Here is a 23,878-nt window from a genome sequence, read left to right as displayed (position 1 = left end):
GGCGAGGAAGCGGCAGCTATGCTTAACGCGCCGCCGTCCCAATGCGTCAGCCGTCCATGCGTCGCACGACCGAGCGCTCCATGAAGAACCATGGGCGCAGGCGCACGCCGATGACGTTGCCGACAAAGGCAGCCACGGCCCAAAGGTAACCGTGAAGACTGCCCGATGCAATGCCCGAAAAATAGGCGCCGATATTGCAGCCATAGGCGATGCGGGCGCCGTAACCGAGAAGCAGACCCCCGACGACGGCGGCCAGCACCGAGCGCAGCGGAATGTCGAGGCTCGGCGCGAACTTGCCGGCCAGTGCGGCGGCCAGCATGGCACCGGCGATGATGCCGAAATCCATGACCGATGTCACGTCGGCAAACACGCTCTGCGCCAGTGCCTTGGCGTTAGCTGGTTGCTGCCAGTGCGGCCACGATGCGACATCGATCCCGATCAGCTGCGCACCCTTGGCGCCCCACAGCGCGAACGCGGAGGTGATGCCCCATGGACGACCCGCAAGCGCCAACGTCGCGAAATTCAGGATGACCAGCGCCACCGCCCCGAACACCAGCGGCCAGGGACCGCGCAGATAGCGCGACAGGCCGTGACGCGGCGATGGCGGTGCCTGTTCGAGCGCGCCGTTGCGTTTCTTTTCCACGAAGACGGTCAGGGCGGCGATGGCGCCGAAAATGAGCAGCGAAACGGCAATGCCGCCCAGCGCGCCGAAAGGCTGGAAAAGCGCAGTCGCCGGCAGCGCCGGCAGCGCCGCCCACCATTGCGTATGCATCGTGCCAATCAGCGAGCCGACGATGAAGAAGAACAGCGTCACCAGCATGCGGGCATTGCCTCCGCCGGCGGTAAACAGCGTGCCGGAAGCGCAACCGCCACCGAGCTGCATGCCTATACCGAACATGAAGGCGCCAACCATGACGCCGATGCCGGCCGGCGAAATATTGCCGCGCACTTCATGGCCGAACAACGTGCCGCTGGCGAGGAACGGGAAAAACAGGATGACCGCAAGGGCCAGCAGCAGCATCTGAACGCGCAGGCCCCGTCCCCTGCCCTCGGCGATAAAGACGCGCCAGGCGGAAGTGAAACCGAAAGCAGCATGGTAAAGCGAAATGCCGAGTGCGCCACCGACGAGGAAAAGCGCACCTTGCGCGGGACCGTAAGCCACACCCAGTGCCAACGTGCCGGCAACCAGCACGATGAGGGCGCCAAGACCCGGAATGCCGAGCGTGGGCATATCCGCACGCGGTTCGGCAGGGGAAGCAGAAAATGTCATGGAAAAACTCCTAGATATGTCGCTTTTATACGAGCCCTGGCGACAGCCTACGAGGTACGTCATTCGCTCTGGGCGGGCGAACAGAGATTCCTGTTCGCCCAGTGGAAGATTGGATAGAAAGAATATAGCGTTGATGCGGCGATATCCGGAGCCGGGTGCCGCCCGCATGCTGGCCGTTGCCTCGCCGTCAGGTGGGCACTTTACCCGGCGCGGGTGCCTCACCGAACTGTTTCCGAGGCGGCGGTTTATGCTAGAGTTCCAGAGGTGCTGCTTTGCCCGAAGACGGTCGGCAGCGATGGGATTGCGCAAGGAGAAGAGCCATGAAGGCGCTGCTGCTCATCGATATCCAGAACGGTTTTTGCCCGGGCGGCAATCTGCCGGTTCCGGATGGGGACGCGGTGGTACCCGTCGCCAACCGGCTGATCCGCGACGGCGGCTACGACGTTATCGTCGCTTCGCAGGACTGGCACCCGGCCGACCATGGCAGCTTCGCCTCGCAACATCCCGGCGCCAAGGTCTTCGACAAGGGCGTGCTATCCGGCCAGCCGCAGGTTCTGTGGCCCGATCATTGCGTTCAGGGCACGCAGGATGCGGAGTTTCATCCCGATCTCGATATCGGGTCGGTGGATTACATCCAGCAGAAGGGCGAGAACCCGGCCGTCGACAGCTATTCGGCCTTTCGCGACAATGACCGCGGGGCGTTGACCGGACTTGCAGCCTATCTCAAGGCCCAACGTGTGCAGGAACTCGACATCTGCGGGCTGGCCACCGACTACTGCGTTAAATTCTCCGCCCTGGACGCGCGCGACATGCTGCCGGAACTGACGGTCCGATTCGTGTCAGATGCAAGCCGCGGTATCGATCGCGAGGGCGTTGCCTCCGCAATTGCGGAAATGCGCGCCCGCGGCATCGGCATCGTTACCAGCGACGACATCCTGTCAGACTGATCGCCCCCCAGCCCTGCGTCAATAAGTCGGGTGCAGCCGCGACCTCTCCAGTCCTTCATGGCGCCGCTCGCAATCCCTGTCCTCGGCCAGGTCAAATGCCCGCGCGCCGGGATTATTTACCAAAATCGATCGGTCGGATAAACGCAATTCGATTGCAAGCCCGCCCGCCGGCTTCTACAGGCAGCACAGGATTGCGGGATGGAACGCAACGCGGGGATGGCATGGACAAACAGCAGCAGTTGGCGAATGGTTTGAAAAAGGGCGTCGTGGTTGCGTTGTCCTCCGCGCCCTTCGGGGTCCTGTTCGGCGCGATTGCCGTCGATAACGGTTTCAGCATCGCCGAGGCGGCAATGATGAGCGGGCTCGTCTATGGCGGCGCCAGTCAGCTGGTCGGCATCGAACTTTTCGGTCATCACGTCGCCGCCTGGGTGATTGTCCTGTCTATTCTCGCCGTCAATTTCCGCCATGTGCTCTATTCGGCGGCCCTGACGGGCGTGATCGGCCGCTATCCGCATACGGAGCGCTGGCTTGCCTTCTTTCTGCTGGTCGATCCGCAGTTTGCCGAAACGGTGAAGCGGGAGGAATCCGGCCGGACGGCGACATTTCGCTGGTATGTCGCCATGGGCGCGGTCATCTGGGTCTCATGGGTCGCGACAACGGTGATCGGCGCCTATTTCGGGCGCATGATCGGCGATCCGAAGGCGCTGGGCATCGATGTTCTTTTGCCGGTCTATTTCCTCGGGCTGACCCTCGGTTTCCGCAGCCGCCACAATTTCATGCCGGTCATGCTGGCAGGAGCGGTCGGCTCGGTCGCCGCCTTTCATCTGGTCGGCTCGCCCTGGCATATCAGTCTCGGCGCAGTGCTGGGCATCCTCGTGGCCGTCGTTCTGCCGCCACCGCAAACACGGACAGGCCCTGAACCGGCTCAGTTGAATTCGGAGGCGGCAAACTAGGATGGACCAAGAGATCGCAGCCTTCTCCATCGCCCCGGATACCGCGCTTCTGATCGTCATTGCGGCGATCGCCACCTATCTCACGCGCATTGGCGGCTATCTTCTGGTCGGCAGCATGAAGCGCATTCCGCCACGGCTGGAATCGGCGCTCAATGCCGTGCCGGCAGCGGTTTTGACAACGCTGGTGGCACCGCCCTTCGTGTATGGCGGCTGGGACATCAAGATCGCCATGGCGGTGGCCCTGGTGGTCGGCCTGCGGTTTCCGGGCCTCATTCTGCTCGCCGTCGGCTGGGCGGCCGTGATGGCCGCCCGTTACGGTTTCGGCATCGGCCTGTGATCACGCCGTTATCGGCGCGGTCGCTTCCTCCAGCCAGGCCTTGACGGCGGCGTCAGTGATGAGCGGTGACAGTTTTTCCCGCACCGTGCCATGATATGCATTCAGCCATTCCAGTTCGTCCGCCGTCAGCAGCGCGGGAACGACAAGCCGGCGGTCGATCGGGCACCAGGTCAGCGTTTCGAAAGACCGCATCGCCATATCGCCACCCGCCACGTCCTCCGCTTCGCGCACGAAAATCAGGTTTTCGATGCGGATCCCGTAATGGCCGGGGCGATAATAGCCCGGCTCGTTGGACAGGATCATGCCGGGCAGCAATTCCTGGGTGGCAAGCCGCGAGATGCGTTGCGGGCCTTCATGCACCGACAGATACGAGCCGACGCCATGGCCGGTACCGTGCGCGAAATCGGCGCCGGCCTTCCACAGCGCGATCCGGGCAAGAGGATCAAGATCGCAACCACGCGTTCCCTTCGGGAAGCGCGCGGTGCTGATCGCGATCATGCCCTTGAGGACGAGCGTAAAGAAGCGCCTGCGATCCTCAGGGACCGTGCCGATTGCGACCGTGCGGGTGATATCCGTGGTGCCGTTGACATATTGCGCGCCGGAATCGATCAGGAACAGTTCGCCGTCGTCAATCGTCCGGTCGCTCTCGCTGGTCACCCGGTAATGCATGATTGCGGCATGCTCGCCGGCGCCGGCGATCGTGTCGAAGGAGACGTCCCGAAGCGGGTTCTGCATCGACTGGCCGACGCGGGCACGCGCGGCCTCCAGGGCCTTCACGGCCTGAATCTCGGTGAGCGAGCCGGGCTGCGACCGGTCAAGCCAGGCGAGAAAATCGACCATTGCGACGCCATCCTGGACATGCGCATCCGCTGATCCCGCCAATTCGACGGCATTCTTGACGGCGCGTGGCAGGCGCGCCGGATCAGGACCCTCGACCACCGTGCCACCGGCTGCTTCAATCGCGTGGCCGAGCGCCAGCGCCGTCAATTCGGGATCGACAAGGATGCGCGCGCCATCGTTGGCGTGAACCGCGATGCGCGCGGTCAACGATGCCGGCGCATGCAGTGCCGCAAGCGGCTTCAGGTGGCCAAGCGCCTCCGCGCCGAGCTTGCGCTCGTCGATAAAAAGCTCTGCCTTGCCGTCTGCCGTGATCAGCGCGCGTGACAGCGGATGCGGCGTATGCGGCACGTCGGCCCCGCGGATGTTGAATATCCATGCAACGGATGAAGGGTCGGCGATCAGCGCGGCCGACACGTCTTTGGCTTTCAGGCCGGCAGCGATTTCCGCGATCTTTTCGTTCGCCGGCTTGCCGGCATGGGCTTCCTGCTGCACGGTTACTGCGCCCATCGGTTCGGCCGGGCGGTCCGTCCAGGTCTTGTCGAGCGGGTTCTCGTCGAGCACAACGATCGTGCCGCCGATTTCGGAAACCGCCTTGGCGAGCTTCTTCACTTCCGCACCGCCATGCAGCCACGGATCGATTCCGAGGCGAAAACCCTTGGGCGCATGTTTGGCCAGCCATAGATGCGGCGGCTCGTTGACGAGATCTCCGCCGGTAAACACGCTGCCATCCACCTGTTCGGCGAGCTGCGTCACATAGCGTCCGTCGACAAACACGATAGCCGTCGAGCGGGTGATGAGGGCGATACCCGCAGAACCGGTAAACCCGGTGAGCCAGGACAGGCGCTCGGCGGATTTCGGCACATACTCGCCCTGATATTCGTCGGCCCGCGGGATGAGAAAACCGTCGATCCCGAGATCGTCGAAGCGGGCGCGAATGGCGGCGACACGCTCGCGTCCGAACTGCGGCGTGGACGTGCTGTCGAAGGACTGAAACATAGGCGATATTCCAAAGGCTGCGTGTGAATGGACGTGGCCCACCCATATCGATTTCGTGACGCCTACGCCAGAAAAAGCGCGCCTTGCCCAAGATGCGGGGGGCAAGATGGTGCGCCATGCGCTGGGAACATGGCTCGATTGAAATGAGCCTACTGCCTGAGCAATCATGCTTCGCTTATAAAGATCCCAACACACCGATACGATATTCAGACAAGGACGAAACCGATGGGCAATTCCTTTTTCCGCAATGCGTTCGACCGCGTCGTCGCCGCCCGAAAGCGCCAGGCCGACATGCTGATCAACGAAACCTTGTTGCGCTACGACGACCAGACGCTGAAGAGCATCGGCACCAGCCGCGCCGAACTGCTGCGCAACCGGTTCTGATCGCTGGCGGAGGCAAACTTTTGCCGCACAACTGCATGAGATTTCCCCATGCAACAACTGGCATTTGGCAAGCCGCGTGTAACAGAACATAGCCGCTAGAGCCCTCCTCCCAAGGCTCGCGGTCCGCTGGTCGCAAACCAGCACGAGGCGGCACCTTTGGTGTCGCCTCTTTTTTTCTTTTCGGTTCAAGCCGCTTCGAGAACTGAGCGCGCTGCGGACGCTATCAGAGCTTGCGCAGATGGATCGTTACCCAGCCATTGCGCCAGATGGTGCGCATATGAGCAAGACCGGCGCCGGAATAGGCGGAAATCACCTTCCAGCGCTGCTCGGCCAGGATACCGGACAGGATCACAGAACCGCCGGGCGACAGATGCGTCACCAGTTGCGGCGCCATCTTGATCAGCGGGCGCGCAAGAATATTGGCGATGACAAGGTCGAACGGCCCATCGCGGTCGAAGGCGGGCGAATGAAAGCCCGGCGCGGTTTCGAGCGCAATGCCGTTGGCAATGCCATTGCGGCGGACGTTTTCACGCGCCACCCTGACGGCAATCGGGTCGATATCGGTCGCCAGAACCGGTATCATCGGCCTCAGTTTGCGCACGGCAATCGCCAGCACGCCCGAGCCGGTGCCGAGATCGAGCGCATTTCGCGGCCTTTCGGCATTGAGCACACGTTCGATGGTTTCCAGGCAGCCGGCGGTGGTGCCATGATGACCGGTGCCGAAGGCCTGGCCGGCATCGATTTCGATGGCGATGTCGCCGGGCCGTACCTTGTCGCGATCGTGGCTGCCATGGACGAGAAAACGACCTGCCCTGACCGGCTTCAGGCCCTCCAGCGATTTGGCAATCCAGTCGATATCCGGAATGATTTCGCGCTCGATGACGGCATCCGGGAATTCCTGCGCCAGCGCCTCGGTGATCCGACCGTGCACCTCGACCTCGTCCTCGGCCATCATATAGACCGAGGCCTCCCAGATATCGCGCTTTTCATCGATTTCCGTAGTGCCGACGGCAAAATCCTCCTCGCCGAAGCAGAAGGACAGGATGTCGAGAATCTGTTCCGCCTTCTTCTCGGTGGTGGAAACATAGAGGCGGATTTCGCTCACGGTCGGATCCTTAGATTGTCTGCAGGTCTGTGCCATGCCACACAAGGCGGTCCGGCTTCAAGCCGTGATGGCGACTTCGCGCGAGAGTGACGACGTTCAGCTACCGATCAGGCTGGCAAGCTTGCTCATGGCGCTCTGGTCGTCCTCGCCATAGGCAATGGTCTTCGAAAACCGGCCGCCATGGTCGAGCAGGAAGATCGAAGCCGTGTGATCCATGGTGTAGTCGCCATCCGGCTGTTTGTCGTCCACCGGTACCTTGCGGGCATAAACCTTGTAGCCCTTGACCATGTCGGCGACCTTCTGTGGATCGCCTGAAATACCGGTGATCCGGCGGCTAACGTTGGAGATGTACTGCCCCAAGACTTCAGGAGGGTCACGCTGCGGGTCGACCGAAACGAAGAAGGCGTTGATCCGGCTTCCGTCCGGATCGACCTTTTCCAGCCACCCATTCAGCTCGTAAAGCGTGGTTGGGCAGACTTCCGGACAATGGGTAAAACCAAAGAACAGGGCGGTTGGCTTGTCCTGAAACGCCTTTTCTGTGATAGGCCGCCCATCCTGCGCCACCAGTTCGAACGGAACGCCGAACGGGCCGTCGGCAATCCGTTGCTGCTTGCCGGTAACTTCCATGGTCAGCCAGACCAGCACGCCCGCCAGCGCGACGACGGCGACCCAGAGAACGATGCGAAAGGTCTTCATGCCGGATATGCCTTCTCGTAGCAGTGCCGGCGCCCCGGTGCCGGCAATCTCAACCGGTGATAACCGAGCGGGCCGGATGGCGCAATTCAACAGCGCGATTTCATAGCTTAGACGCGATGCCGCTGCTCAAACCGTATGGGCGTTCACGCGCACCAGGACATGCCGTTCTCGGCCATCACGCGAAAAATCTCCGAGCCGTACTGCAACCATCCGAGCACCGACAGAATCAGCAGTCCCGTCGCCAGAATAGAGCCGGCGAGGATCAGCGGAAGGCGTATCGATGGAGCTTGGTCCTGCATGTAGACCAGTATAGCAGGGTTTTTATTCTTCGAAACCGTCCAAAACGAGCGAGCGTTCCGGGAGATTAGGGGAAGTTTAACCCGAGTCTGACAGCGTGTGCGCAACGAAATCAGGATGATCGTCATGAGCAACGCCATCAAGCAGTCGGGAGCCTATCTCGAAATCGTTTCATTCCATCTGGGCGACCAGGAATTCTGTATCGACATCATGGCGATCCGCGAAATCCGCGGCTGGGCGCCAGTGACGCCGATGCCGCACACCCCGCCCTATGTGCTCGGCCTCATCAATCTGCGCGGCGCGGTGATCCCGGTCATCGACATGGCCTGCCGTCTTGGCATGAAAATGACCGAACCGTCGGAACGGGCCGCTATCATCGTCACCGACATCGCTGGCAAGCTGGTAGGGCTTCTGGTCGAGCAGGTCTCCGACATGATGACGATCAAGAGCGAAGACCTGCAGCCCGCACCGGAAATCATTCCGGAAGGCCAGCGCGCCTTCTGCCGTGGCATCGTCGCGCTGGAAAAGACCATGGTCTGCTTCCTGAACCTCGACACTGTCATCGCCGACGAACTGACCCGCGAAGCGGCCTGATCCGAGTTCGAACTGGCTTCCTTCGCGACACCCGCAGTGGCAACACTGCGGGTGTTTTCATTTCGCCTTTGGAACGATGCTCACGATCGTGTGCGCCACAAAGATGTGATGGAACCCTAAATTATTGTAGAATAACGATTTTTCTTTGAAACCATCCCCGCGGCAAGCGGTTGATAGCATGTGATTTCATCACGATGCGGCAACCTTTTCGCTCCCGGAAGCGGTTGCCACGTCTCTTCAAAGAACGTGAAAGCAAGGAGAATGTTATGAAAAAGGCTATTGCACTCGCCACCCTGATTTCCGCTTCTGTTTTTGCCGCCGGCGCCTCGGCCCAGACCTATGGCGCGGCCGCTCCGGTCGTTTCGGCTGAGGAAGTGACCGTGGTCAACGTCACCAACGACCCGAGCACCGGCAATGGCAGCCGTTTGCCGATGAACCTTACCAATCCGGGCCCGGAACTGATCCAGGACGCCCAGGCCCAGCTCCAGTCCGATCCGGCCCTGGTCGACGCACTGGCCATGAAGAACGTTCAGCTCTCGAACGTCGTTCACATTCAGACCGCTGCCAACGGCGGCAAGGTTGTCTACGTTCGCTAACGGCGCCGCAGACGACGCAAAGAGCCGGGTCGCAGGACCCGGCTCTTTTTTTGTGCGTCATAAGGATCAGGGTTTCGAACCCGTCCACGACACCTGCTGTCCATAGAGGGGCACGGTGGAAATCGCCATTTTTGCCGATCCGTCAACGATCCGCCGCGAATGGGCGAGATAGACCAGCGCATTGTTCGTCTTGTCGTAGATGCGCTTGACGAGCAGGTCCTTCCAGATCAGCGAACGGCCCTGGCGAAAAACTTCCTCGCCGTCGCGCGAAAGGTCGATTTCGCCAATCTCGATCGGTCCAGTCTGGCTGCAGGAAATGGCGCTATTGGACGGGTCCTCGAACCAGTTACCGTTCTTCAGGCGGTCGATCATGCTGCGGTCGAAATAGGTGACGTGACAGGTGACGCCTTTGACCGCGGGGTCAGCCACAGCCTCGACGATGATATCGTTGCCGATCCAATCGACGCCGATCTTGCCGACCACCTGTGACCAGGCCGGGAGCGAAAGAGCAGCCGCCAGAGCGGCGACGCTGGCAAAGGTGAAAAAACGACGAGGCATATCTTTGAATTCTCCGGTCAGCGATCCGTGACCAGACATAAGGTGCAGGCGCCGCCTTGCAAGATCGGGCGTTACGACTTGAGCAGCCTGCAGGCGTCGTAACCGCCGCTGAAGAGCCGGCCGCTGCGCATGCCGATTGCCGGCGCAATATCCCTGATTTCCGTAACGTTGAGCGCCTTGGCGATGGCAAGCGACGCCTGCGCGCAGATGGTCGCATCCTCGGCAGCATTATGATGCAGGAAGGAGAGCCCCAGATGCTGGGCCAGAATGTTGAGCTTGTGTGAGCCGAGATGCGGCCACACTTTCTGCGCCATTTTCACGCTGCAGAGATAGGAAAGCTGCGGATAGGCCTGGGCATATCGATCGAGACAGGCGCGCCAGACGGAAAAGTCGAAGGAGGCATTGTGGGCGATCATCGTCGCGCCGGCAAAATCCTCGGCGAATTCGTCCATCACCTCGGGAAACTCGCCGGCATCCTCGACATGTTCGGGACGGATGCCGTGAATGGCGATGTTGAAGGACGAAAACCGCATGTCCTTCGGGCGGATCAACCGCTCTTCGACCCGGGTCACCCTTCCGTCCTCGATCCAGGCCAGACCGACCGAACAGGCACTGCCGCGCTGTTCGTTGGCGGTTTCAAAATCGATGGCGATGGTTTTCAAAGAGGTGTTCCGGATGGCGATGGTTCGGCGCTTTTAAGCCAGCTGGACCGATTCGGCAAAGATGGTCAGTTCCGACGGGTTGACGTTTCATCGATTTTGCAGGTCAATGTCGTCATGACCAATCGCGCCACCCTTTGCCACACGACCGTGACCATTCGCCTTGCAGGGCGCGTGGCGGGTCTGGCGCGTTAATCGGTCATCCATCCACCACCCTGCCGAATGATGGCAGGGATCGGTGTTCCGCTCTGCCTCGGCACAAATCCAGGAGAGCACAGATGAATTCATCAGCAGGATCGACCGAGAGACCGCAGCGTCTCAACCGGTTAGAGGGCTTGGTGATCCGCGCCGCCTGCCCGCAGGATGCGGAAGCAATCACCGCCCTGCATAATCTGCCCGGCTATCGTTATGGCACCCTGCGCACGCCGTTTCATTCCGTTACGGAAATACGAAGCTACCTGGAGAGCCCAACGGGGGATGGCAGACGCCTTGTCGCAGATCTCGACGGTCGCGTGATCGGCGATATCGGGTTGACGCTCGCCGGCAATCCGCGACGTCGCCACACCGCCACGATCGGCATGGGTGTGCATGACGAATTTGCCGGACGCGGCATCGGATCGTCGCTGATGGTGGCCGTGCTCGACCTCGCCGACAACTGGTACAACCTGCGCCGCCTCGAACTGACCGTCTATACCGACAACGACGCTGCCGTCCCCCTCTACGAAAAAAACGGCTTCGTCATCGAAGGCCGCCTGAAGGACTATGCCTTTCGCGACGGCCATTATGTCGATGCTTATACGATGGCGCGGTTGAAGGCCTGAGCCTTCAGCCGCCGATCAGGTTGAGCCACGCGTCCTCGCTCATCACCTCGACGCCGAGTTCCCGGGCCTTGTCCAGCTTGGAACCGGCGCCGGGGCCGGCAACGACATAATCGGTCTTCTTGGAAACCGAACCCGCCACTTTGGCACCGAGGCTTTCGGCCCGCGCCTTCGCCTCGTCGCGTGTGAATTTTTCCAGGCTGCCGGTAAAGACGACCGTTTTGCCGGTGATCGGACTGCCGGATGCGGTGGCCTGCTCCGCATCCTGCGGGACGACCTCCGCCAGCAGCCGCTCGATCACGTCGATATTGCGCTTCTCCTTGAAGAATTCGACGATGGCGCGGGCAACGATTTCGCCGATGCCTTCAATATTGTTGAGGTCCTGCCATGCGTCACCGGAAAGGTCTGCCGCCGCCTTCATCGACCGTTCCAGCGCCTCATAGGTACCGTAATGGCGTGCCAGCATCTTTGCGGTCGTCTCGCCCACATGGCGGATGCCGAGCGCATAAACGAAGCGATGGAGTGCGATCGAACGGCGCTCGTCGATGGCGTCGAACAGCTTCCTGACGCTGACTTTGCCGAAACCCTCGATGTTTTCGAGTTTTGTCAGGGGCGATGCGCCCTGCCGCTTCTTCAACGTGAAAATATCGGGTGCGGTGCGGATCTGCAGGGACGGATCCTCGGCCTCGAAGAAGAAATCCACCTGCTTCGTGCCAAAACCCTCGATGTCGAAGGCATTGCGCGACACGAAATGTTTAAGGTGCTCGGTCGCCTGCGCTCGGCAGACGAAACCGCCAGTGCACCGGGTCACCGAATCGAGCTTGCCGGTCTTTTCGTTCTTCTCGCGTATCGCATGGCTGCCGCAGACCGGGCATTTGGTCGGAAACGCGTATTTCGTGGTATCGGCCGGACGCTTTTCCATCACCACGTCCAGCACCTGCGGGATGACATCGCCGGCTCGCTGCACGATCACGGTATCGCCGATGCGGATGTCGTGATCTTCCTTACGGATGCGCTCTCCCGAATTGCCGATGCCCTCGATATAATCGGCATTGTGCAGCGTCGCATTGGTGACGACGACGCCGCCGACGGTGATCGGGGTCAGACGCGCGACCGGCGTCAGCGCTCCGGTTCGTCCGACCTGGATGTCGATATTCTCGACCGTCGTGAATGCCTGTTCGGCTGGAAATTTATGCGCCGTTGCCCAACGCGGCGAACGCGAACGGAAACCGAGGCGCGCCTGCAGGTCAAGCCGATCGACCTTGTAGACGACGCCGTCGATATCATAGTCGAGATCCGGGCGGGCGAGCCCGATCTCGTTGTAATGAGACAGAATGTCTTCCAGCGAGGTCAGGCGCTTCATCAGATCATTGACCGGAAAGCCCCAGTCCCTGAACGTCTGCACCATTTCGAACTGGGTTTTGGGCAGGTCGTTCGGCTCGGAAATCTCGCCCCAGGCATAGGCGAAGAATTTCAGCTTGCGGCTTTCCGTCACCTTGGCATCGAGCTGGCGCAGCGAACCCGCGGCGGTGTTGCGCGGATTGACATAGAGCTGTTTGCCCTGTGCCTCCAACTCGGCATTGAGCTTCAGGAAGTCGCTTTTGGCCATATAGACTTCGCCGCGCACTTCCACGACAGCCGGCACGCCCTTGGGCAGGCGATTGGGAATTTCCTTGATGGTCCTGACGTTGGCGGTGACGTTCTCGCCCGTCGTGCCGTCACCCCGCGTCGCGGCGTTGACGAGAATGCCGTTTTCGTAGCGGATGGACATCGACAGACCATCGATCTTGGGCTCGGCGGTAAACGCGATCGAATTGTCCGGCAACTGACCGAGGAAGCGATAGACGGAGTTGACGAAATCGCGCACGTCCTCATCGGAAAACGTGTTGTCGAGCGACAGCATCGGCCGCGAATGGGTGATCGGCGCGAAGGTGGCAAGCGGCGTGGCGCCGACCTTGATCGATGGCGAATCGGCGCGGATCAGCTGCGGAAATCTTTCCTCGATGGCGCTATTGCGGCGCTTCAGTGCGTCGTATTCGGCATCGGTAATTTCCGGCGCGTCATGGCCGTGATAAAGCGCATCGTGCCGGGCAAGCTCCTTTGCCAACCGCTCCAGCTCGGCGGAAGCCGCCTCTTCGTTGAGGGTGTCGATCGCTGTCTGGTCGCCGGCCATTGGGATTCTCCATGTCTGTCGTTTTTCTAGAGCAATCGACGACGATTGGAAGAAGCGGCGCGTCTCGATCTCCGTGAAAATCACGCAGTTCTTTTTGAAAACGGCACGCGACGCGCAAAATGCCCACTGGACGCTGCGCCCTGTGACACCTTAATACCTGCGCACGAAAGTCAGGTTCAGCGACGACGACAAGGGGCACCGCATGGCCAATCGATGGCGAGATACCGGATTACGCTATGGGATTGTGACGCGCCTTCTGCACTGGTCGATGGCTGCTCTCATCTGTTGGCAGTTTTCCGGTCTGGTCATCGGACGACTTTTCGGGCGCTCCGGCTTGACGGATCTTCTCAACGTCACGCATGGCTCGCTCGGCACCACCATCCTCATCATGGCAGCCGTCCGGGCGCTATGGGGCTTTTATAATCTCGGCCAGCGGCCAGCGCATGAGCGCGGTCCTCTTGGGCTTGCCGCCCGGGTCGGTCATGTCGTCCTCTATCTTCTGATGCTGTTCGTCCCGGCGCTGGCGCTGCTGCGCGCAGTCGGCTCGCAATGGGGACTGATGCTCTACGGGTTCGAGATCGTTGCGCCCGGTGGCGAGAATGTCGAGTGGATGATCGCGCCCGCACGTCTGCTGCACAGTACGCTTGCCTGGACGCTGCTCGCCATGATCGCAGGCCATATCCTCATGGTGCTGATCCACCGTTACCTCTGGAAAGATACGGTTCTGTCCCGCATGGCGGGGCGCGACAGACAGGTCGCGTCAGCGCACTAGTTAGGCGTCATCGTCGTGATAGGCATCATCATCTTCGGTGCCGTAGAGCTCGAAATCGAGAACGAGGCCCCGCTCGCCGAGCGCTGAAAGCAGTGCAGGCTCCAGGTAAAAACCCTCCTTCCCATCGGCCATGAACAAACCAACCAGAACGTCGCCGTCATACTGCGCCGAGAGGTCCCTCCAGACAGCCAGGTCATCCGTAAGCTCGGCCAGAAGCGCGGTGAGCTGAGCGCCGAGGTCACCGGAAAGCTCTTCGTCGGCTTCCAGCTGCCACGTCCCGGTTTGCGCCAGAACCGCATCGCCCTCTTCCGGGTCTATGGCCGCGCCCTTACGATAGGCGGTGGTCGGCCTCGCGTTGAGCGATTTCGAAATATGGTCCGGATCGAGATCATCGCCGAAGAAACGCAGGCAGGCGATGGTTTGATGAACTGCGGCCATGATAATCCTCAAGCGTCTTCAAAGTCGATCGTCATCGCCTGCATATTCCGCAGCGGCCTATCCCTCGGCGGCCAACAGCGCAGCGGCTGCCGCCCTCGCCTCGGCCGTAACGGAAGCGCCCGACAACATGCGGGCGATTTCCTCGGCGCGATTCTCCGGCGTCATGGTGGCGACGCGGGTGGCGATCTTGTCCGATCCGTCACCGGCCGGCCCCTTGGAGATCAGCATATGCGTGGCGGCGCGAGCGGCCACTTGCGGCGCATGCGTAACCGACAGAACCTGAACATTTGCCGATAGCCGTTTCAGTCGCTGGCCGATGGCATCGGCGACAGCGCCGCCGACGCCGCTGTCGATTTCGTCGAAGACAAGCGTCGGCGCCGAACCGCGATCGGCAAGAGCGACTTTCAGCGCCAGGAGGAAACGCGAAAGCTCGCCGCCCGAAGCAACTTTCATGATCGGACCGGGCCGCGTGCCGGGATTGGTCTGCACATGGAATTCGACCTGATCGATGCCGTCGGCACTTGCTGCCTGTGCATCGGTAGTCACGTCGACCATGAAGCGGGCGCGCTCAAGTTTCAGCGCCGGCAGTTCGGCCATCACCGCATCCGAAAGTGCCGAAGCGCCGTCGTGGCGCTTGTACGAAAGCGCCACGGCAGCCTGGTCGAACGCCGCTCTGGCAGCCTCGGATATCTTTTCCAGCTGACCGAGCTTTTCCTCGCCCGCATCGAGATCGGCAAGATCGGCCACCATCTTTTGCGCCAGCGCCGGCAATTCGGTCACCGGCACGGAATATTTGCGGCCGGCGGCGCGCAACGCAAACAGGCGCTCCTCGACACGCTCCAGTTCGCGAGGATCGAACTCCGTGCGGCGAAGCGCTGCCTCCACCTCCATCTGGGCGTTGGAGAGATGGTTGAGCGCCTGATCCAGCAGTTCGACGGTTTCTTCAAGAAGACCCGGCGCCTCATGGCTCTTGCGTTCGAGCCGCCGCACCATGGAAGCGATCAGCGGCACCGGCGAGGCGTGACCGTTAAGGAACTCCGAGGCTTCGGAAATGTCGCCGGCAATGCGTTCGGATTTCTGCATGCGGGCGCGCGAATCGGCAAGCTCGTCTTCCTCACCGTCGCGCGGCGACAGGGCTTCCAGTTCCTCGACCGATGAACGCAGGTAATCGGCTTCCCGCGCGGCAGCCTCCACGCGGGCGCGGTGGGTCTTCAGCGTCCGCTCGGCATCTTTCCATGCCCGATAAAGGGCGGACACCCGCCCTGTTTCATCTGCCAGACCGGCAAAGGCGTCGAGCAGCGTGCGATGGGCATCTGTATCGACCAGGGCGCGATCGTCGTGTTGACCGTGGATTTCGACAAGCTGGTGACCGAGCTGGCGCATCAGTTGCACGCTGACGGGCTGGTCGTTGACGGAGGCCTTGGTGCGGCCATCGGCGGACTGCACACGCCGGAAGATCAGGTCGCCGTCGTCATCGAGGCCGTTTTCGCGCAGCAGCTGCCGGGCGGGATGGTCCATGCCGACATCGAAGACCGCCGTCACCTGCCCTCTGTCGCTGCCGTGACGCACGAGACCGCCATCGCCACGCCCCCCAAGGGCCAGCGAAAGACTGTCGAGAAGAATGGATTTTCCCGCGCCGGTCTCGCCGGTCAAGACGGAAAGGCCGGCCTCGAAATCAAGGTCCAGCCGCTCGATCAGGACGATATCGCGGATCGACAACTGGATCAGCATGTTACCTCGATCCGGCCCTGTCCTGCCAAAAGACGATCAGGCGCCACCGCCTGCAACCAGCCTGACGGCCGCGCGCGAAATCCAGGAGCCGCGGTTTTCCCGCGGTTCGAGCCCGCCGCCCTTCAGAAGCTTGTAGCTGTCGGCATACCACTGGCTGTCTGGATAATTGCGGCCGAGAACCGCAGCAGCGGTCTGCGCTTCCTCGGCAATGCCCATGGCGTAATAGGACTCGACCAGACGCGCCAGGGCTTCCTCGACCTGGTTGGTATTGCCGTATTGCTCGACGACCAGACGGAACCGCTGGATACCGGCGAGGTATTCCTTGCGTTCGAGATAGTAGCGGCCAATCTGCATTTCCTTGCCGGCGAGCTGGTCGCGGGCGAAACGGATCTTCGCCTGTGCGTCATCGACATATTCCGAATCGGGGTAATCGTTGACGACCTTGTTCATGGCCTCGATGGTGCGCGCCGAGGCGCGCTGATCCTGGGTCACGTCGCTGATCTGCTTGGAATAGGACAGGCCGACCAGATACTGCACATAGGCGCTATCGGCGGACCGCGGATACTGTTTGAGGTACCGGTTGCCGGCGGCGATCGCCTCGTCGTTGCGGTTCATGCGGGTGTTGACGAACGTCGTCATCACCAATGCCTTGCGGCCCCATTCGGTGAACGGGTTCTGCTTGTCGATGGCTTCGAACTTGCGGGCCGCCTCGCCCATATTGCCGGCCTTCATGTTGGCCAGACCCTGATTGTAGAGCTGTTCCGGCGGATCGGTGGCGAGCCCAAGCTTGGTAATGTCGATATCGGGGTCAGTACCGCAGGCCGTCACGGTCATGCCGGCGGCTGCCAGCACGAGGGACACGACCGCGATACGGGTCGATTTCCCGATTACTGAAGACCTGACATTAGCCATGCAAGAGTTCCCGTTTGCAACGCGATAAAAGGAGCCACCGCCCTGACAGGCGTTCTAGCCATAAAAGCAGTACAAGGGCAACGCAATGATGGCGCATTCGCGCAATTTTGTGGCAAGAGCACGGGTTAAATTCCCGTAAAAACAACAAAAAGAAAAAGGCCGTCCACAGGGGACGGCCATTACGATGAGCTTCGGACAGACGCGGCTGGCGGTCAGCCGACCCAGGGCGCGAATTCCGGAACATTGACCGGTACGAAGGCGCTGGCACGAACGCGCTGGCTGCGTGCCGGCGCTTCAACGATTTCGTAGGCCGTCGGGTCGCTCAGCAGTGCTTTCAGTGCATTGGCATTCATCTTGTGACCACCGCGATAGGAGCGGTAGCAGCCGATGAACTGCGCCCCGGCCAGCGCCAGATCGCCGACCGCGTCGAGCGTCTTGTGACGGACGAATTCGTCCTTGGCGTAACGCAGGCCCTCGACATTGACCACCGTATTGTCATCACCGATGACGACCGAGTTTTCGAGCGAGGAGCCGAGTGCGTAACCCGCAGCCCACAGACGTTCGACATCGCGCATGAACCCGAAAGTGCGTGCACGCGACAGTTCGGAACGGAAGACCGAGGCCGTCAGATCGCCCTTCCAGGACTGGCGTCCGATCAGCGGCGAATCGAAATCGATCTCCACTTCGAAACGGGTACCGTCATAGGGGCGGAATTCCGACCACGACGCGCCGGCATCGATCCGCACCGGCTTGACGATGCGGATGTAACGGCGTTTCACGCCGAGATTGACGATGCCGACCTGTTCGATCGCCTCGATGAAAGGATAGGAGCTGCCGTCCATGATCGGCATTTCGGCGCCTTCGACTTCGACAACAAGGTTGTCGAGACCAAGTGCGTAGATCGCCGCCATGACATGTTCGATGGTTGCGACCGAACGAGCCATGTTGGTGCCGAGAACGGTGCAGAGATCCGTATTGCCGACCTGCGAGGACACGGCGCGGTATTCGGCTGTGGTGCCGTCAGCAAGGGCGCGGGAAAAAACGATGCCGGTGCCGGCATCGGCCGGCTGGAAGGTGATCGATACCTGGCTTCCCGAATGCACGCCGGTTCCCGAAAGCGTGACGGGGGCGGCGATTGTGGTCTGGAAGCCGAGAAGTTCGATGCTCATTCTTTCATGCCTTTGCTGACCGGCCCTGCCTTTGCGGGCGATCCGGAATTCCTGCCCCTCGATCCGTTCGGCCAAACCGAACCTGATTCAGGGTCTCTTGAGGATCTAGATACGTCTCGGCGCAGCATATCTCAAATCACTGTTCGTTTCGCATTGTTACGAAGCCAAGTACCGGCAGATGCTCGACAATTTCCCTTTGAGCAAGGATATGCGTAAGGGCCCGGATCGCATGATCCAGGCCCTTACGACAGCATGATGTTCGCCTGTGGATCAGGTCGACTGGCGGCGCAGGAAGGCCGGGATTTCCAGCTGGTCGTCCTCGTGATGAGCGCCTGCACGCGGCGTGCTGCGGCCATGATCGTCAAGGCTGCCACGACGCGGTGCATAGAGGCTGGCTTCCGGCGACAGCGGGCGACGCTGCTGGGAGGAGGCAGCCGGAGCCTGCATCATTTCACCGACATGATCGTCTTCTTCACGACGGCCGAGCGAGTTGGTGATGCGCTTCAGGAGACCCATCGGGCCGCGCTCTTCGTGGGCCGGCTGTGCCGGGTGAGCGCGCTGATCCATCTCCGCCTTAACGACCGGCGGAAAGTCTTCCACGCGGGGCATGCGAACCTGTTCGACGGTTTCGCGAACGATCGGCTGGCTCATGACGGGCGCTTCCGGCTGCATCATCCGCGGTGCCGGGACCGGCTGCGGTGCAACGGGAGCCTGGGGCTGCGGTGCCGCGTAGGACGGCTGCGGAGCAGCGGCATAGGACGGCGCCGGAGCTACGCGCGGTGCTTCGGCCGGAGCCGATGCGAAGATGCGGCTCTGCGGACGGAACTCTTCGGCCTGAGCAACCGGAGCCGGCGCCGGAGCGACCGGCGCAGGAGCGACGGCGATGGCCAGTTCGCGTTCCATTTCGGCTTCGGCGTGGCGGATGGTCTCGGCGATCGGATCAACCGGTGCCGGGGCAATCGCGCGGGGGGCCTGCTGCATGACAGGCTGTGCTGCGGCCGGAGCCGGAGCAACGGCCGCGGAAGGACGGATAGTCGGCTTCTGGGCTGCGCGCATTTCGGCGGCTCGCAGGTCGACCTGGCCCATGCCGCGATCGATGCCGGTGGCAACGACGGACACGCGGATGATGCCTTCGAGCGCTTCGTCGAAGGTTGCGCCGAGGATGATGTTGGCGTCCGGATCCACTTCCTCGCGAATGCGGGTTGCCGCCTCGTCGACTTCGAACAGGGTGAGGTCGCGACCACCGGTGATGGAGATCAACAGACCCTGCGCGCCCTTCATCGAGGTTTCGTCGAGCAGCGGGTTGGCGATCGCCGCTTCGGCGGCCTGCATGGCACGGCCCGAACCGGAAGCTTCACCCGTACCCATCATGGCGCGGCCCATCTCGCGCATAACCGAGCGAACGTCGGCGAAGTCGAGGTTGATGAGGCCTTCCTTGACCATGAGGTCGGTGATGCAGGCAACACCCGAATAGAGAACCTGGTCGGCCATTGCGAATGCGTCGGCGAACGTGGTCTTGTCGTTGGCGATGCGGAACAGGTTCTGGTTGGGAATAACGATCAGCGTGTCGACCGACTTCTGCAGTTCCTGGATGCCCTGCTCGGCAAGGCGCATGCGGCGCTGGCCTTCGAAGTGGAACGGCTTGGTGACGACGCCAACGGTCAGGATGCCCTTGTTACGTGCGGCCTGCGCCACAACTGGAGCCGCGCCCGTACCGGTACCACCACCCATGCCGGCGGTGACGAAGCACATGTGCGTGTTCTGAAGGTGGTCCATGATCTCGTCGAGGCACTCTTCAGCGGCAGCGCGGCCGACTTCCGGCTGCGAGCCGGCGCCGAGACCTTCCGTCACCTGCACACCCATCTGGATGATACGGTCGGCCTTGGTCATGGTCAGAGCCTGAGCATCGGTATTGGCAACGACGAAGTCGACGCCTTCGAGGCCAGCCGTGATCATGTTGTTGACGGCATTGCCGCCGCCGCCGCCGACGCCGAACACGGTGATCCGAGGCTTCAGCTCGGTGATGTCCGGCTTGTTGAGATTAATGGTCATCTAACCGTTCCTTCTTAATGTCTGGGCCGAGTCGCCACTCGGCCGTCTATTCCCGATTACCTCGACACGCTGGTGCGAAACCGGTGTGTCAGAAACTTTCCTTCAACCATTGCCCCATTCGCGCCAGCCGGCCATCGCCGCTGACCAGGGCCGACGCGAAGCCACCGTTTGTCGCATGCGTCTCCAGAGCGGCGACCTGCGGGTAGATCATCAGTCCGGCCGCCGTGGAGAAGGCCGGTCCCTTTGCTGCGGTCGGAAGGCCCGACAAGCCCATAGGACGCCCGATTCGGACGTTTCGGGCAAGGATCCGACGTGCCGTCTCCGACAGGCCGGTCAGTTGGCTGGCGCCTCCGGTCAGAACCACGCGCTTGCCGACGATCGGGCTGAAACCCGATTTCTGGATACGGTCGCGGATCATTTCCAGCGTCTCTTCGAGCCGCGCGCGAACGATGCGGGTGACCAGAGCCTTGGGGATCTGGGTCGGCTGGTCACGGTCGTCCTCACCGATCGGCGCAACCGAAATCAGGTCGCGCTCGTCGGCGCCGGTGGAGATGGCCGAGCCGTGTACGACCTTCATCCGCTCGGCATCCTCGATTCGGGTGGACAAACCGCGGGCAAGGTCGGTGGTGATGTGATGGCCGCCGAGACCGATGGCATCGGTATGCACCAGCTTGCCTTCACAAAAGACCGAGATCGTGGTCGTGCCGCCGCCCATGTCGATGGCCGCGCAGCCCAGTTCGACCTCGTCGTCGACGAGGGCCGCAAGGCCGCTGGCATAGGGCGTGGCGACAATGCCCTCGACCGACAGATGCGCGCGATTGACGCAAAGCTCGAGATTGCGGATCGCGGCGCGCTCGGCCGTCACGACATGCATGTCGACGCCAAGCGTATCTCCATACATGGACAGCGGATCGCGGATGCCGCGTTCGCCGTCGAGCGAATAACCGGTCGGTAGCGAGTGCAGGATGACGCGATCCTGGCGCTGCGACAGCTGGCTGGCATTGATCATGACCTTGCGCAGATCGCCGGAGGCAACCTCCTGACCGCCGAGGTCAATGGTGGCCGTATAGACGTCGCTGGCCAGACGGCCGGCCGAAACGTTGACGATCAGGCTGTCGATGGTGAGGCCGGCCATACGCTCGGCGGCATCCACGGCCAGACGCACAACGCTTTCAGCGGCGTCGAGATCGGCAATTACGCCGGATTTGACGCCACGCGAGCGCTGGTGGCCGATGCCGATGATTTCGACATGATGGGTACGGCCAGGCAGAACTTCACTTTCCTGCCGAGGCGTCAGCCGCCCGATCATGCACACGACCTTGCTCGATCCGATATCAAGAACCGAAACAACATGGCTGCGCTTGGAAGACAGTGGCTTCAGGCGCGGCAGACCGAGATTGGAAGATCCGAACAGGCTCACGTTTCCCCTGCTTTCTTCAATGCCTTGGCCCGTGCCGCAACCGCCTGCTGGCGGCGTTCGGCGGCATCGGCCGTCAGCTGGACGGTGGTGCGATCGCGCAGACGAAGATCGACGGCAGCAATGTCGCGCTCCAGCATCTGCTGGTTGGTTTCAAACTTGGCGAGGCGCTTGAGGGCCGCGCCGACATTGTCTTCCGGCAACTTGACGACGATGCCGTTGTCGAGATGCAGGTCCCAGCGGCGGCTGGCGATGCGCACGAAGGCGCGCACACGCAGCTTCAGCTCCGGCCACTCGGCCATTTCCTCTTCGAAGCCGGCCGCGGCCTTTTCGGCATCGCGTCCGACGAAGAGCGGCAGGGAGGCAAACTTATTGTCGCGCAGGGGCGCGATGATGGCGCCGCTCTTCTCGATCAGCGACAGTTCGCTGCCATGCTGCCAGATGCCGAACGCTTCGCGCTCCTTGAGCATAACCTCGATCGTGCGCGGATAGACTTTGCGGACCTCGGCATAGGCAACCCAGGGAAGCTGCGAGAGCTGGCGGCGTGCCGATTCGATATCGAGCGCGACCAAAGACGTCGTGCCGTCGAGACCAAGCAGTTGCAGGATGTCGATTTCCGATGTCTGGCTGTTGCCGGACACGCGGACATCCTCGATGGCGAAGCCGGCAGCGGCCGTGGTGGCCTGGGCAACCGTCTGAGTGTGCCCGCCGATCGACATGCCATAGAGACCGACGGCAGCAAAAAAGCCGAATGTCGCTATCGTTCCCGTATGGCGCGGAATATCGATGCGACCAGTCGCCAGACTGACGCAAAAACGCACGACACGGCGCAGCGGGCGCGGCAGCACCCGGCGATCGTCCGCAACGGGGCCGTCCTCCAAAGGATGGCGCGGTTCGCCCGCCCTTTTGCCGTTCATCGCGAACAAGACGCGTCCTCCACCATCCAACGGACGAGTTCACCAAAGGAGTGGCCGGCATGCGCGGCCATTTCGGGCACCAGCGAGGTCGGGGTCATGCCCGGCTGTGTGTTGATTTCCAGCCAGATGACCTCGCCGTTTTCGGAGAAGCGATCGTCGTAACGAAAGTCCGACCGACTCACCCCACGGCAACCCATCGCCTGATGCGCCTTGAGAGCCAATGATTGAATCTTTTGGTAAATATTCGGTGAAATTCGTGCCGGAATGACATGGGTCGAGCCGCCGGCAGCGTATTTGGCATCATAGTCGTAGAAGGTGTCGCCGTTGGGGACCACCTCGGTCACGCCAAGCGCGACATTGCCCATGACACCACAGGTCAATTCACGGCCATAGACATAGCGTTCCACCATCACCTCATCACCGTAACGCCATTCGGACGAACCGATGACCTGCGGCGGATGTGCCTGGTTTTCCTTGACGATGACGACACCGAAGGACGACCCTTCGCGTACCGGCTTCACGACATAAGGCGGCTTGATGGGATGCGCGTTGCCGAAATGGTGGCGATCCAGCACCCTGGCCTCGGCGACCGGAATGCCGGCAGCCTTGGCGACATGCTTGGCCTGCTGCTTGTCCATCGACAGGGCCGACGCGAGCACGCCCGAATGCGTATAGGGAATTTCCAGGTATTCGAGAATACCCTGAATGGTGCCGTCTTCACCGTAGGGACCATGCAATGCGTTAAAGCAGACATCGGGACGCAGGTTCGCCAGCACGGCCGCAACGTCACGTTCGACATCGACGCGCGTGACCCTGTAGCCCTCGCCCTCAAGGGCATCGGCACAGGCATTGCCGGAAGACAGGCTGACAGGCCGCTCGGAGGAGAAACCTCCCATCAGAACAGCCACATGCTTGCCACTCATAAACCACTCCCGAAAAAATCACCTTAGGTTGCGGGATCACGCTTGTGCGAAACTTTCGACAGGTGATTCCAACAGCTCTCGACGCCGTCAGTTAAGCGCCATTAGGGTTAACAAAACGTTTACTTTCGTTAACCAAGGCCATTGAAACGCGTTAATGGCAAGGAGAAGGCAGCCATCCCTATTCCGCCGGCACGCATGGTAGCTTTCGTCTTTTCAGCAATTTTTTGCGCTTTATTGCCGCAAAGGCATTTTATCGGAAGTAAAATTGCGTTATGGCCGCTGCGCCCCTTCTTAACAAGTAGGGCATACATCACTCACGGATAT

General features: G+C 61.4%; 24 protein-coding genes. 8 read left to right on the top strand and 16 right to left on the bottom strand.

Annotated features, from left to right (window positions below; all coding sequences use genetic code 11):
• Window positions 1-46: 46 nt before the first annotated feature.
• Entirely contained in the window at window positions 47-1,270 is a 1,224-nt protein-coding gene (locus tag ACQKKX_RS04145; RefSeq protein WP_427569082.1) for a YeeE/YedE family protein, read from the bottom strand.
• 320 nt (window positions 1,271-1,590) lie between these two features.
• Here ACQKKX_RS04145 and pncA point away from each other — a divergent pair, with 320 nt between their 5' ends.
• The 3 genes from pncA to ACQKKX_RS04130 all read left to right on the top strand — a co-directional run bounded on the left by pncA (window position 1,591) and on the right by ACQKKX_RS04130 (window position 3,507).
• Window positions 1,591-2,217 carry a bifunctional nicotinamidase/pyrazinamidase gene (gene pncA, locus ACQKKX_RS04140; protein ID WP_427569080.1) on the top strand — a complete coding sequence of 209 codons (627 nt, stop codon included), beginning with the start codon at window positions 1,591-1,593 and terminating at the stop codon, window positions 2,215-2,217.
• A 221-nt stretch (window positions 2,218-2,438) separates the two neighbouring features.
• Complete coding sequence (locus ACQKKX_RS04135) at window positions 2,439-3,170, top strand: AzlC family ABC transporter permease (protein WP_427569077.1); 732 nt, start codon at window positions 2,439-2,441, stop codon at window positions 3,168-3,170.
• A 1-nt stretch (window position 3,171) separates the two neighbouring features.
• Entirely contained in the window at window positions 3,172-3,507 is a 336-nt protein-coding gene (locus ACQKKX_RS04130) for an AzlD family protein (RefSeq protein ID WP_427569075.1), read from the top strand.
• Here ACQKKX_RS04130 and ACQKKX_RS04125 read toward each other — a convergent pair whose 3' ends face one another.
• The gene (locus tag ACQKKX_RS04125; protein WP_427569072.1) at window positions 3,508-5,343 is read right to left on the bottom strand and encodes an aminopeptidase P family protein; all 1,836 of its coding nucleotides are present in this window, start codon (window positions 5,341-5,343) and stop codon (window positions 3,508-3,510) included.
• Window positions 5,344-5,568: 225 nt separating this feature from the next.
• Between ACQKKX_RS04125 and ACQKKX_RS04120 the strand changes: the two genes are divergently transcribed.
• A complete protein-coding gene (locus ACQKKX_RS04120) occupies window positions 5,569-5,727 on the top strand; it encodes a hypothetical protein (protein ID WP_427569070.1) in 159 nt (52 codons plus the stop codon).
• Between the two features lie 223 nt (window positions 5,728-5,950).
• Here ACQKKX_RS04120 and ACQKKX_RS04115 read toward each other — a convergent pair whose 3' ends face one another.
• The 3 genes from ACQKKX_RS04115 to ACQKKX_RS04105 all read right to left on the bottom strand — a co-directional run bounded on the left by ACQKKX_RS04115 (window position 5,951) and on the right by ACQKKX_RS04105 (window position 7,953).
• Entirely contained in the window at window positions 5,951-6,832 is an 882-nt protein-coding gene (locus ACQKKX_RS04115) for a 50S ribosomal protein L11 methyltransferase (protein ID WP_427569068.1), read from the bottom strand.
• Window positions 6,833-6,928: 96 nt separating this feature from the next.
• Window positions 6,929-7,528, bottom strand: coding sequence for an SCO family protein (locus ACQKKX_RS04110; RefSeq protein ID WP_427569066.1), 600 nt, complete (start codon window positions 7,526-7,528; stop codon window positions 6,929-6,931).
• A gap of 143 nt (window positions 7,529-7,671) precedes the next feature.
• On the bottom strand, window positions 7,672-7,953 hold the full coding sequence (locus tag ACQKKX_RS04105; protein WP_427569064.1) for a hypothetical protein: 282 nt from the start codon (window positions 7,951-7,953) through the stop codon (window positions 7,672-7,674).
• Here ACQKKX_RS04105 and ACQKKX_RS04100 point away from each other — a divergent pair.
• Both ACQKKX_RS04100 and ACQKKX_RS04095 read left to right on the top strand, forming a co-directional pair.
• On the top strand, window positions 7,952-8,419 hold the full coding sequence (locus ACQKKX_RS04100) for a chemotaxis protein CheW (RefSeq protein WP_132272195.1): 468 nt from the start codon (window positions 7,952-7,954) through the stop codon (window positions 8,417-8,419). The genes ACQKKX_RS04105 and ACQKKX_RS04100 overlap by 2 nt on opposite strands.
• Before the next feature lie 266 nt (window positions 8,420-8,685).
• Window positions 8,686-9,015, top strand: a complete 330-nt coding sequence (locus ACQKKX_RS04095) for a hypothetical protein (protein WP_427569062.1) — start codon at window positions 8,686-8,688, stop codon at window positions 9,013-9,015.
• Between the two features lie 66 nt (window positions 9,016-9,081).
• On the opposite strand, the gene ACQKKX_RS04090 is transcribed toward ACQKKX_RS04095, so the two are convergent.
• Together ACQKKX_RS04090 and ACQKKX_RS04085 are read right to left on the bottom strand one after the other, a co-directional pair.
• Window positions 9,082-9,573, bottom strand: coding sequence for a CreA family protein (locus ACQKKX_RS04090; RefSeq protein WP_427569060.1), 492 nt, complete (start codon window positions 9,571-9,573; stop codon window positions 9,082-9,084).
• 71 nt (window positions 9,574-9,644) lie between these two features.
• On the bottom strand, window positions 9,645-10,235 hold the full coding sequence (locus ACQKKX_RS04085) for a 3'-5' exonuclease (protein WP_427569059.1): 591 nt from the start codon (window positions 10,233-10,235) through the stop codon (window positions 9,645-9,647).
• A gap of 275 nt (window positions 10,236-10,510) precedes the next feature.
• On the opposite strand from ACQKKX_RS04085, the gene ACQKKX_RS04080 reads away from it, so the two are divergent.
• Window positions 10,511-11,053, top strand: coding sequence for a GNAT family N-acetyltransferase (locus ACQKKX_RS04080; RefSeq protein WP_427569058.1), 543 nt, complete (start codon window positions 10,511-10,513; stop codon window positions 11,051-11,053).
• Between the two features lie 4 nt (window positions 11,054-11,057).
• On the opposite strand, the gene ligA is transcribed toward ACQKKX_RS04080, so the two are convergent.
• Window positions 11,058-13,223: an NAD-dependent DNA ligase LigA gene (ligA, locus tag ACQKKX_RS04075; RefSeq protein ID WP_427569056.1), complete on the bottom strand. Its 2,166-nt coding sequence runs from the start codon at window positions 13,221-13,223 to the stop codon at window positions 11,058-11,060.
• A gap of 202 nt (window positions 13,224-13,425) precedes the next feature.
• Between ligA and ACQKKX_RS04070 the strand changes: the two genes are divergently transcribed.
• Entirely contained in the window at window positions 13,426-13,995 is a 570-nt protein-coding gene (locus tag ACQKKX_RS04070; protein WP_427569055.1) for a cytochrome b, read from the top strand.
• On the opposite strand, the gene ACQKKX_RS04065 is transcribed toward ACQKKX_RS04070, so the two are convergent.
• The 8 genes from ACQKKX_RS04065 to ACQKKX_RS04030 form a co-directional block, all read right to left on the bottom strand.
• Window positions 13,996-14,433, bottom strand: a complete 438-nt coding sequence (locus ACQKKX_RS04065; RefSeq protein ID WP_427569054.1) for a DUF4279 domain-containing protein — start codon at window positions 14,431-14,433, stop codon at window positions 13,996-13,998.
• A 57-nt stretch (window positions 14,434-14,490) separates the two neighbouring features.
• Window positions 14,491-16,164 (bottom strand): DNA repair protein RecN, encoded by a 1,674-nt coding sequence (gene recN, locus ACQKKX_RS04060; RefSeq protein WP_427569053.1) that lies wholly within the window; start codon window positions 16,162-16,164, stop codon window positions 14,491-14,493.
• A 36-nt stretch (window positions 16,165-16,200) separates the two neighbouring features.
• Complete coding sequence (locus ACQKKX_RS04055; RefSeq protein ID WP_427569051.1) at window positions 16,201-17,076, bottom strand: outer membrane protein assembly factor BamD; 876 nt, start codon at window positions 17,074-17,076, stop codon at window positions 16,201-16,203.
• A gap of 212 nt (window positions 17,077-17,288) precedes the next feature.
• Complete coding sequence (gene lpxC, locus ACQKKX_RS04050; RefSeq protein WP_427569049.1) at window positions 17,289-18,245, bottom strand: UDP-3-O-acyl-N-acetylglucosamine deacetylase; 957 nt, start codon at window positions 18,243-18,245, stop codon at window positions 17,289-17,291.
• A 270-nt stretch (window positions 18,246-18,515) separates the two neighbouring features.
• Window positions 18,516-20,297: a cell division protein FtsZ gene (gene ftsZ / locus ACQKKX_RS04045; protein WP_427569047.1), complete on the bottom strand. Its 1,782-nt coding sequence runs from the start codon at window positions 20,295-20,297 to the stop codon at window positions 18,516-18,518.
• Window positions 20,298-20,385: 88 nt separating this feature from the next.
• Complete coding sequence (gene ftsA / locus ACQKKX_RS04040) at window positions 20,386-21,717, bottom strand: cell division protein FtsA (RefSeq protein ID WP_427569045.1); 1,332 nt, start codon at window positions 21,715-21,717, stop codon at window positions 20,386-20,388.
• Complete coding sequence (locus ACQKKX_RS04035) at window positions 21,714-22,640, bottom strand: cell division protein FtsQ/DivIB (protein WP_427569043.1); 927 nt, start codon at window positions 22,638-22,640, stop codon at window positions 21,714-21,716. The genes ftsA and ACQKKX_RS04035 overlap by 4 nt, the downstream gene beginning before the upstream one ends.
• Window positions 22,628-23,554, bottom strand: a complete 927-nt coding sequence (locus tag ACQKKX_RS04030; RefSeq protein ID WP_427569041.1) for a D-alanine--D-alanine ligase — start codon at window positions 23,552-23,554, stop codon at window positions 22,628-22,630. Before ACQKKX_RS04030 ends, ACQKKX_RS04035 begins: the two co-directional genes overlap by 13 nt.
• Window positions 23,555-23,878 lie beyond the last annotated feature (324 nt).

This window comes from Neorhizobium sp. NPDC001467, assembly GCF_050275975.1.
Lineage (GTDB): Bacteria > Pseudomonadota > Alphaproteobacteria > Rhizobiales > Rhizobiaceae > Neorhizobium.
Note: the sequence above shows the minus strand (reverse complement) of the source record. Positions and strands in the feature narration are given on the sequence as shown.

What these genes read in the sequence shown, in the direction of transcription:
- pncA (WP_427569080.1), top strand. Translation starts at nt 1,591, where the DNA reads ATGAAGGCGCTGCTGCTCATCGATATCCAGAACGGTTTTTGCCCGGGC.
- ACQKKX_RS04070 (WP_427569055.1), top strand. Translation starts at nt 13,426, where the DNA reads ATGGCCAATCGATGGCGAGATACCGGATTACGCTATGGGATTGTGACG.
- ACQKKX_RS04055 (WP_427569051.1), bottom strand. Translation starts at nt 17,076, where the DNA reads ATGGCTAATGTCAGGTCTTCAGTAATCGGGAAATCGACCCGTATCGCG.
- ACQKKX_RS04105 (WP_427569064.1), bottom strand. Translation starts at nt 7,953, where the DNA reads ATGACGATCATCCTGATTTCGTTGCGCACACGCTGTCAGACTCGGGTT.
- ACQKKX_RS04100 (WP_132272195.1), top strand. Translation starts at nt 7,952, where the DNA reads ATGAGCAACGCCATCAAGCAGTCGGGAGCCTATCTCGAAATCGTTTCA.
- recN (WP_427569053.1), bottom strand. Translation starts at nt 16,164, where the DNA reads ATGCTGATCCAGTTGTCGATCCGCGATATCGTCCTGATCGAGCGGCTG.
- ACQKKX_RS04090 (WP_427569060.1), bottom strand. Translation starts at nt 9,573, where the DNA reads ATGCCTCGTCGTTTTTTCACCTTTGCCAGCGTCGCCGCTCTGGCGGCT.
- ACQKKX_RS04120 (WP_427569070.1), top strand. Translation starts at nt 5,569, where the DNA reads ATGGGCAATTCCTTTTTCCGCAATGCGTTCGACCGCGTCGTCGCCGCC.
- ACQKKX_RS04125 (WP_427569072.1), bottom strand. Translation starts at nt 5,343, where the DNA reads ATGTTTCAGTCCTTCGACAGCACGTCCACGCCGCAGTTCGGACGCGAG.
- ACQKKX_RS04145 (WP_427569082.1), bottom strand. Translation starts at nt 1,270, where the DNA reads ATGACATTTTCTGCTTCCCCTGCCGAACCGCGTGCGGATATGCCCACG.
- ftsZ (WP_427569047.1), bottom strand. Translation starts at nt 20,297, where the DNA reads ATGACCATTAATCTCAACAAGCCGGACATCACCGAGCTGAAGCCTCGG.
- ACQKKX_RS04095 (WP_427569062.1), top strand. Translation starts at nt 8,686, where the DNA reads ATGAAAAAGGCTATTGCACTCGCCACCCTGATTTCCGCTTCTGTTTTT.
- ACQKKX_RS04065 (WP_427569054.1), bottom strand. Translation starts at nt 14,433, where the DNA reads ATGGCCGCAGTTCATCAAACCATCGCCTGCCTGCGTTTCTTCGGCGAT.
- lpxC (WP_427569049.1), bottom strand. Translation starts at nt 18,245, where the DNA reads ATGAGCATCGAACTTCTCGGCTTCCAGACCACAATCGCCGCCCCCGTC.
- ACQKKX_RS04135 (WP_427569077.1), top strand. Translation starts at nt 2,439, where the DNA reads ATGGACAAACAGCAGCAGTTGGCGAATGGTTTGAAAAAGGGCGTCGTG.
- ACQKKX_RS04030 (WP_427569041.1), bottom strand. Translation starts at nt 23,554, where the DNA reads ATGAGTGGCAAGCATGTGGCTGTTCTGATGGGAGGTTTCTCCTCCGAG.
- ligA (WP_427569056.1), bottom strand. Translation starts at nt 13,223, where the DNA reads ATGGCCGGCGACCAGACAGCGATCGACACCCTCAACGAAGAGGCGGCT.
- ACQKKX_RS04130 (WP_427569075.1), top strand. Translation starts at nt 3,172, where the DNA reads ATGGACCAAGAGATCGCAGCCTTCTCCATCGCCCCGGATACCGCGCTT.
- ACQKKX_RS04080 (WP_427569058.1), top strand. Translation starts at nt 10,511, where the DNA reads ATGAATTCATCAGCAGGATCGACCGAGAGACCGCAGCGTCTCAACCGG.
- ACQKKX_RS04110 (WP_427569066.1), bottom strand. Translation starts at nt 7,528, where the DNA reads ATGAAGACCTTTCGCATCGTTCTCTGGGTCGCCGTCGTCGCGCTGGCG.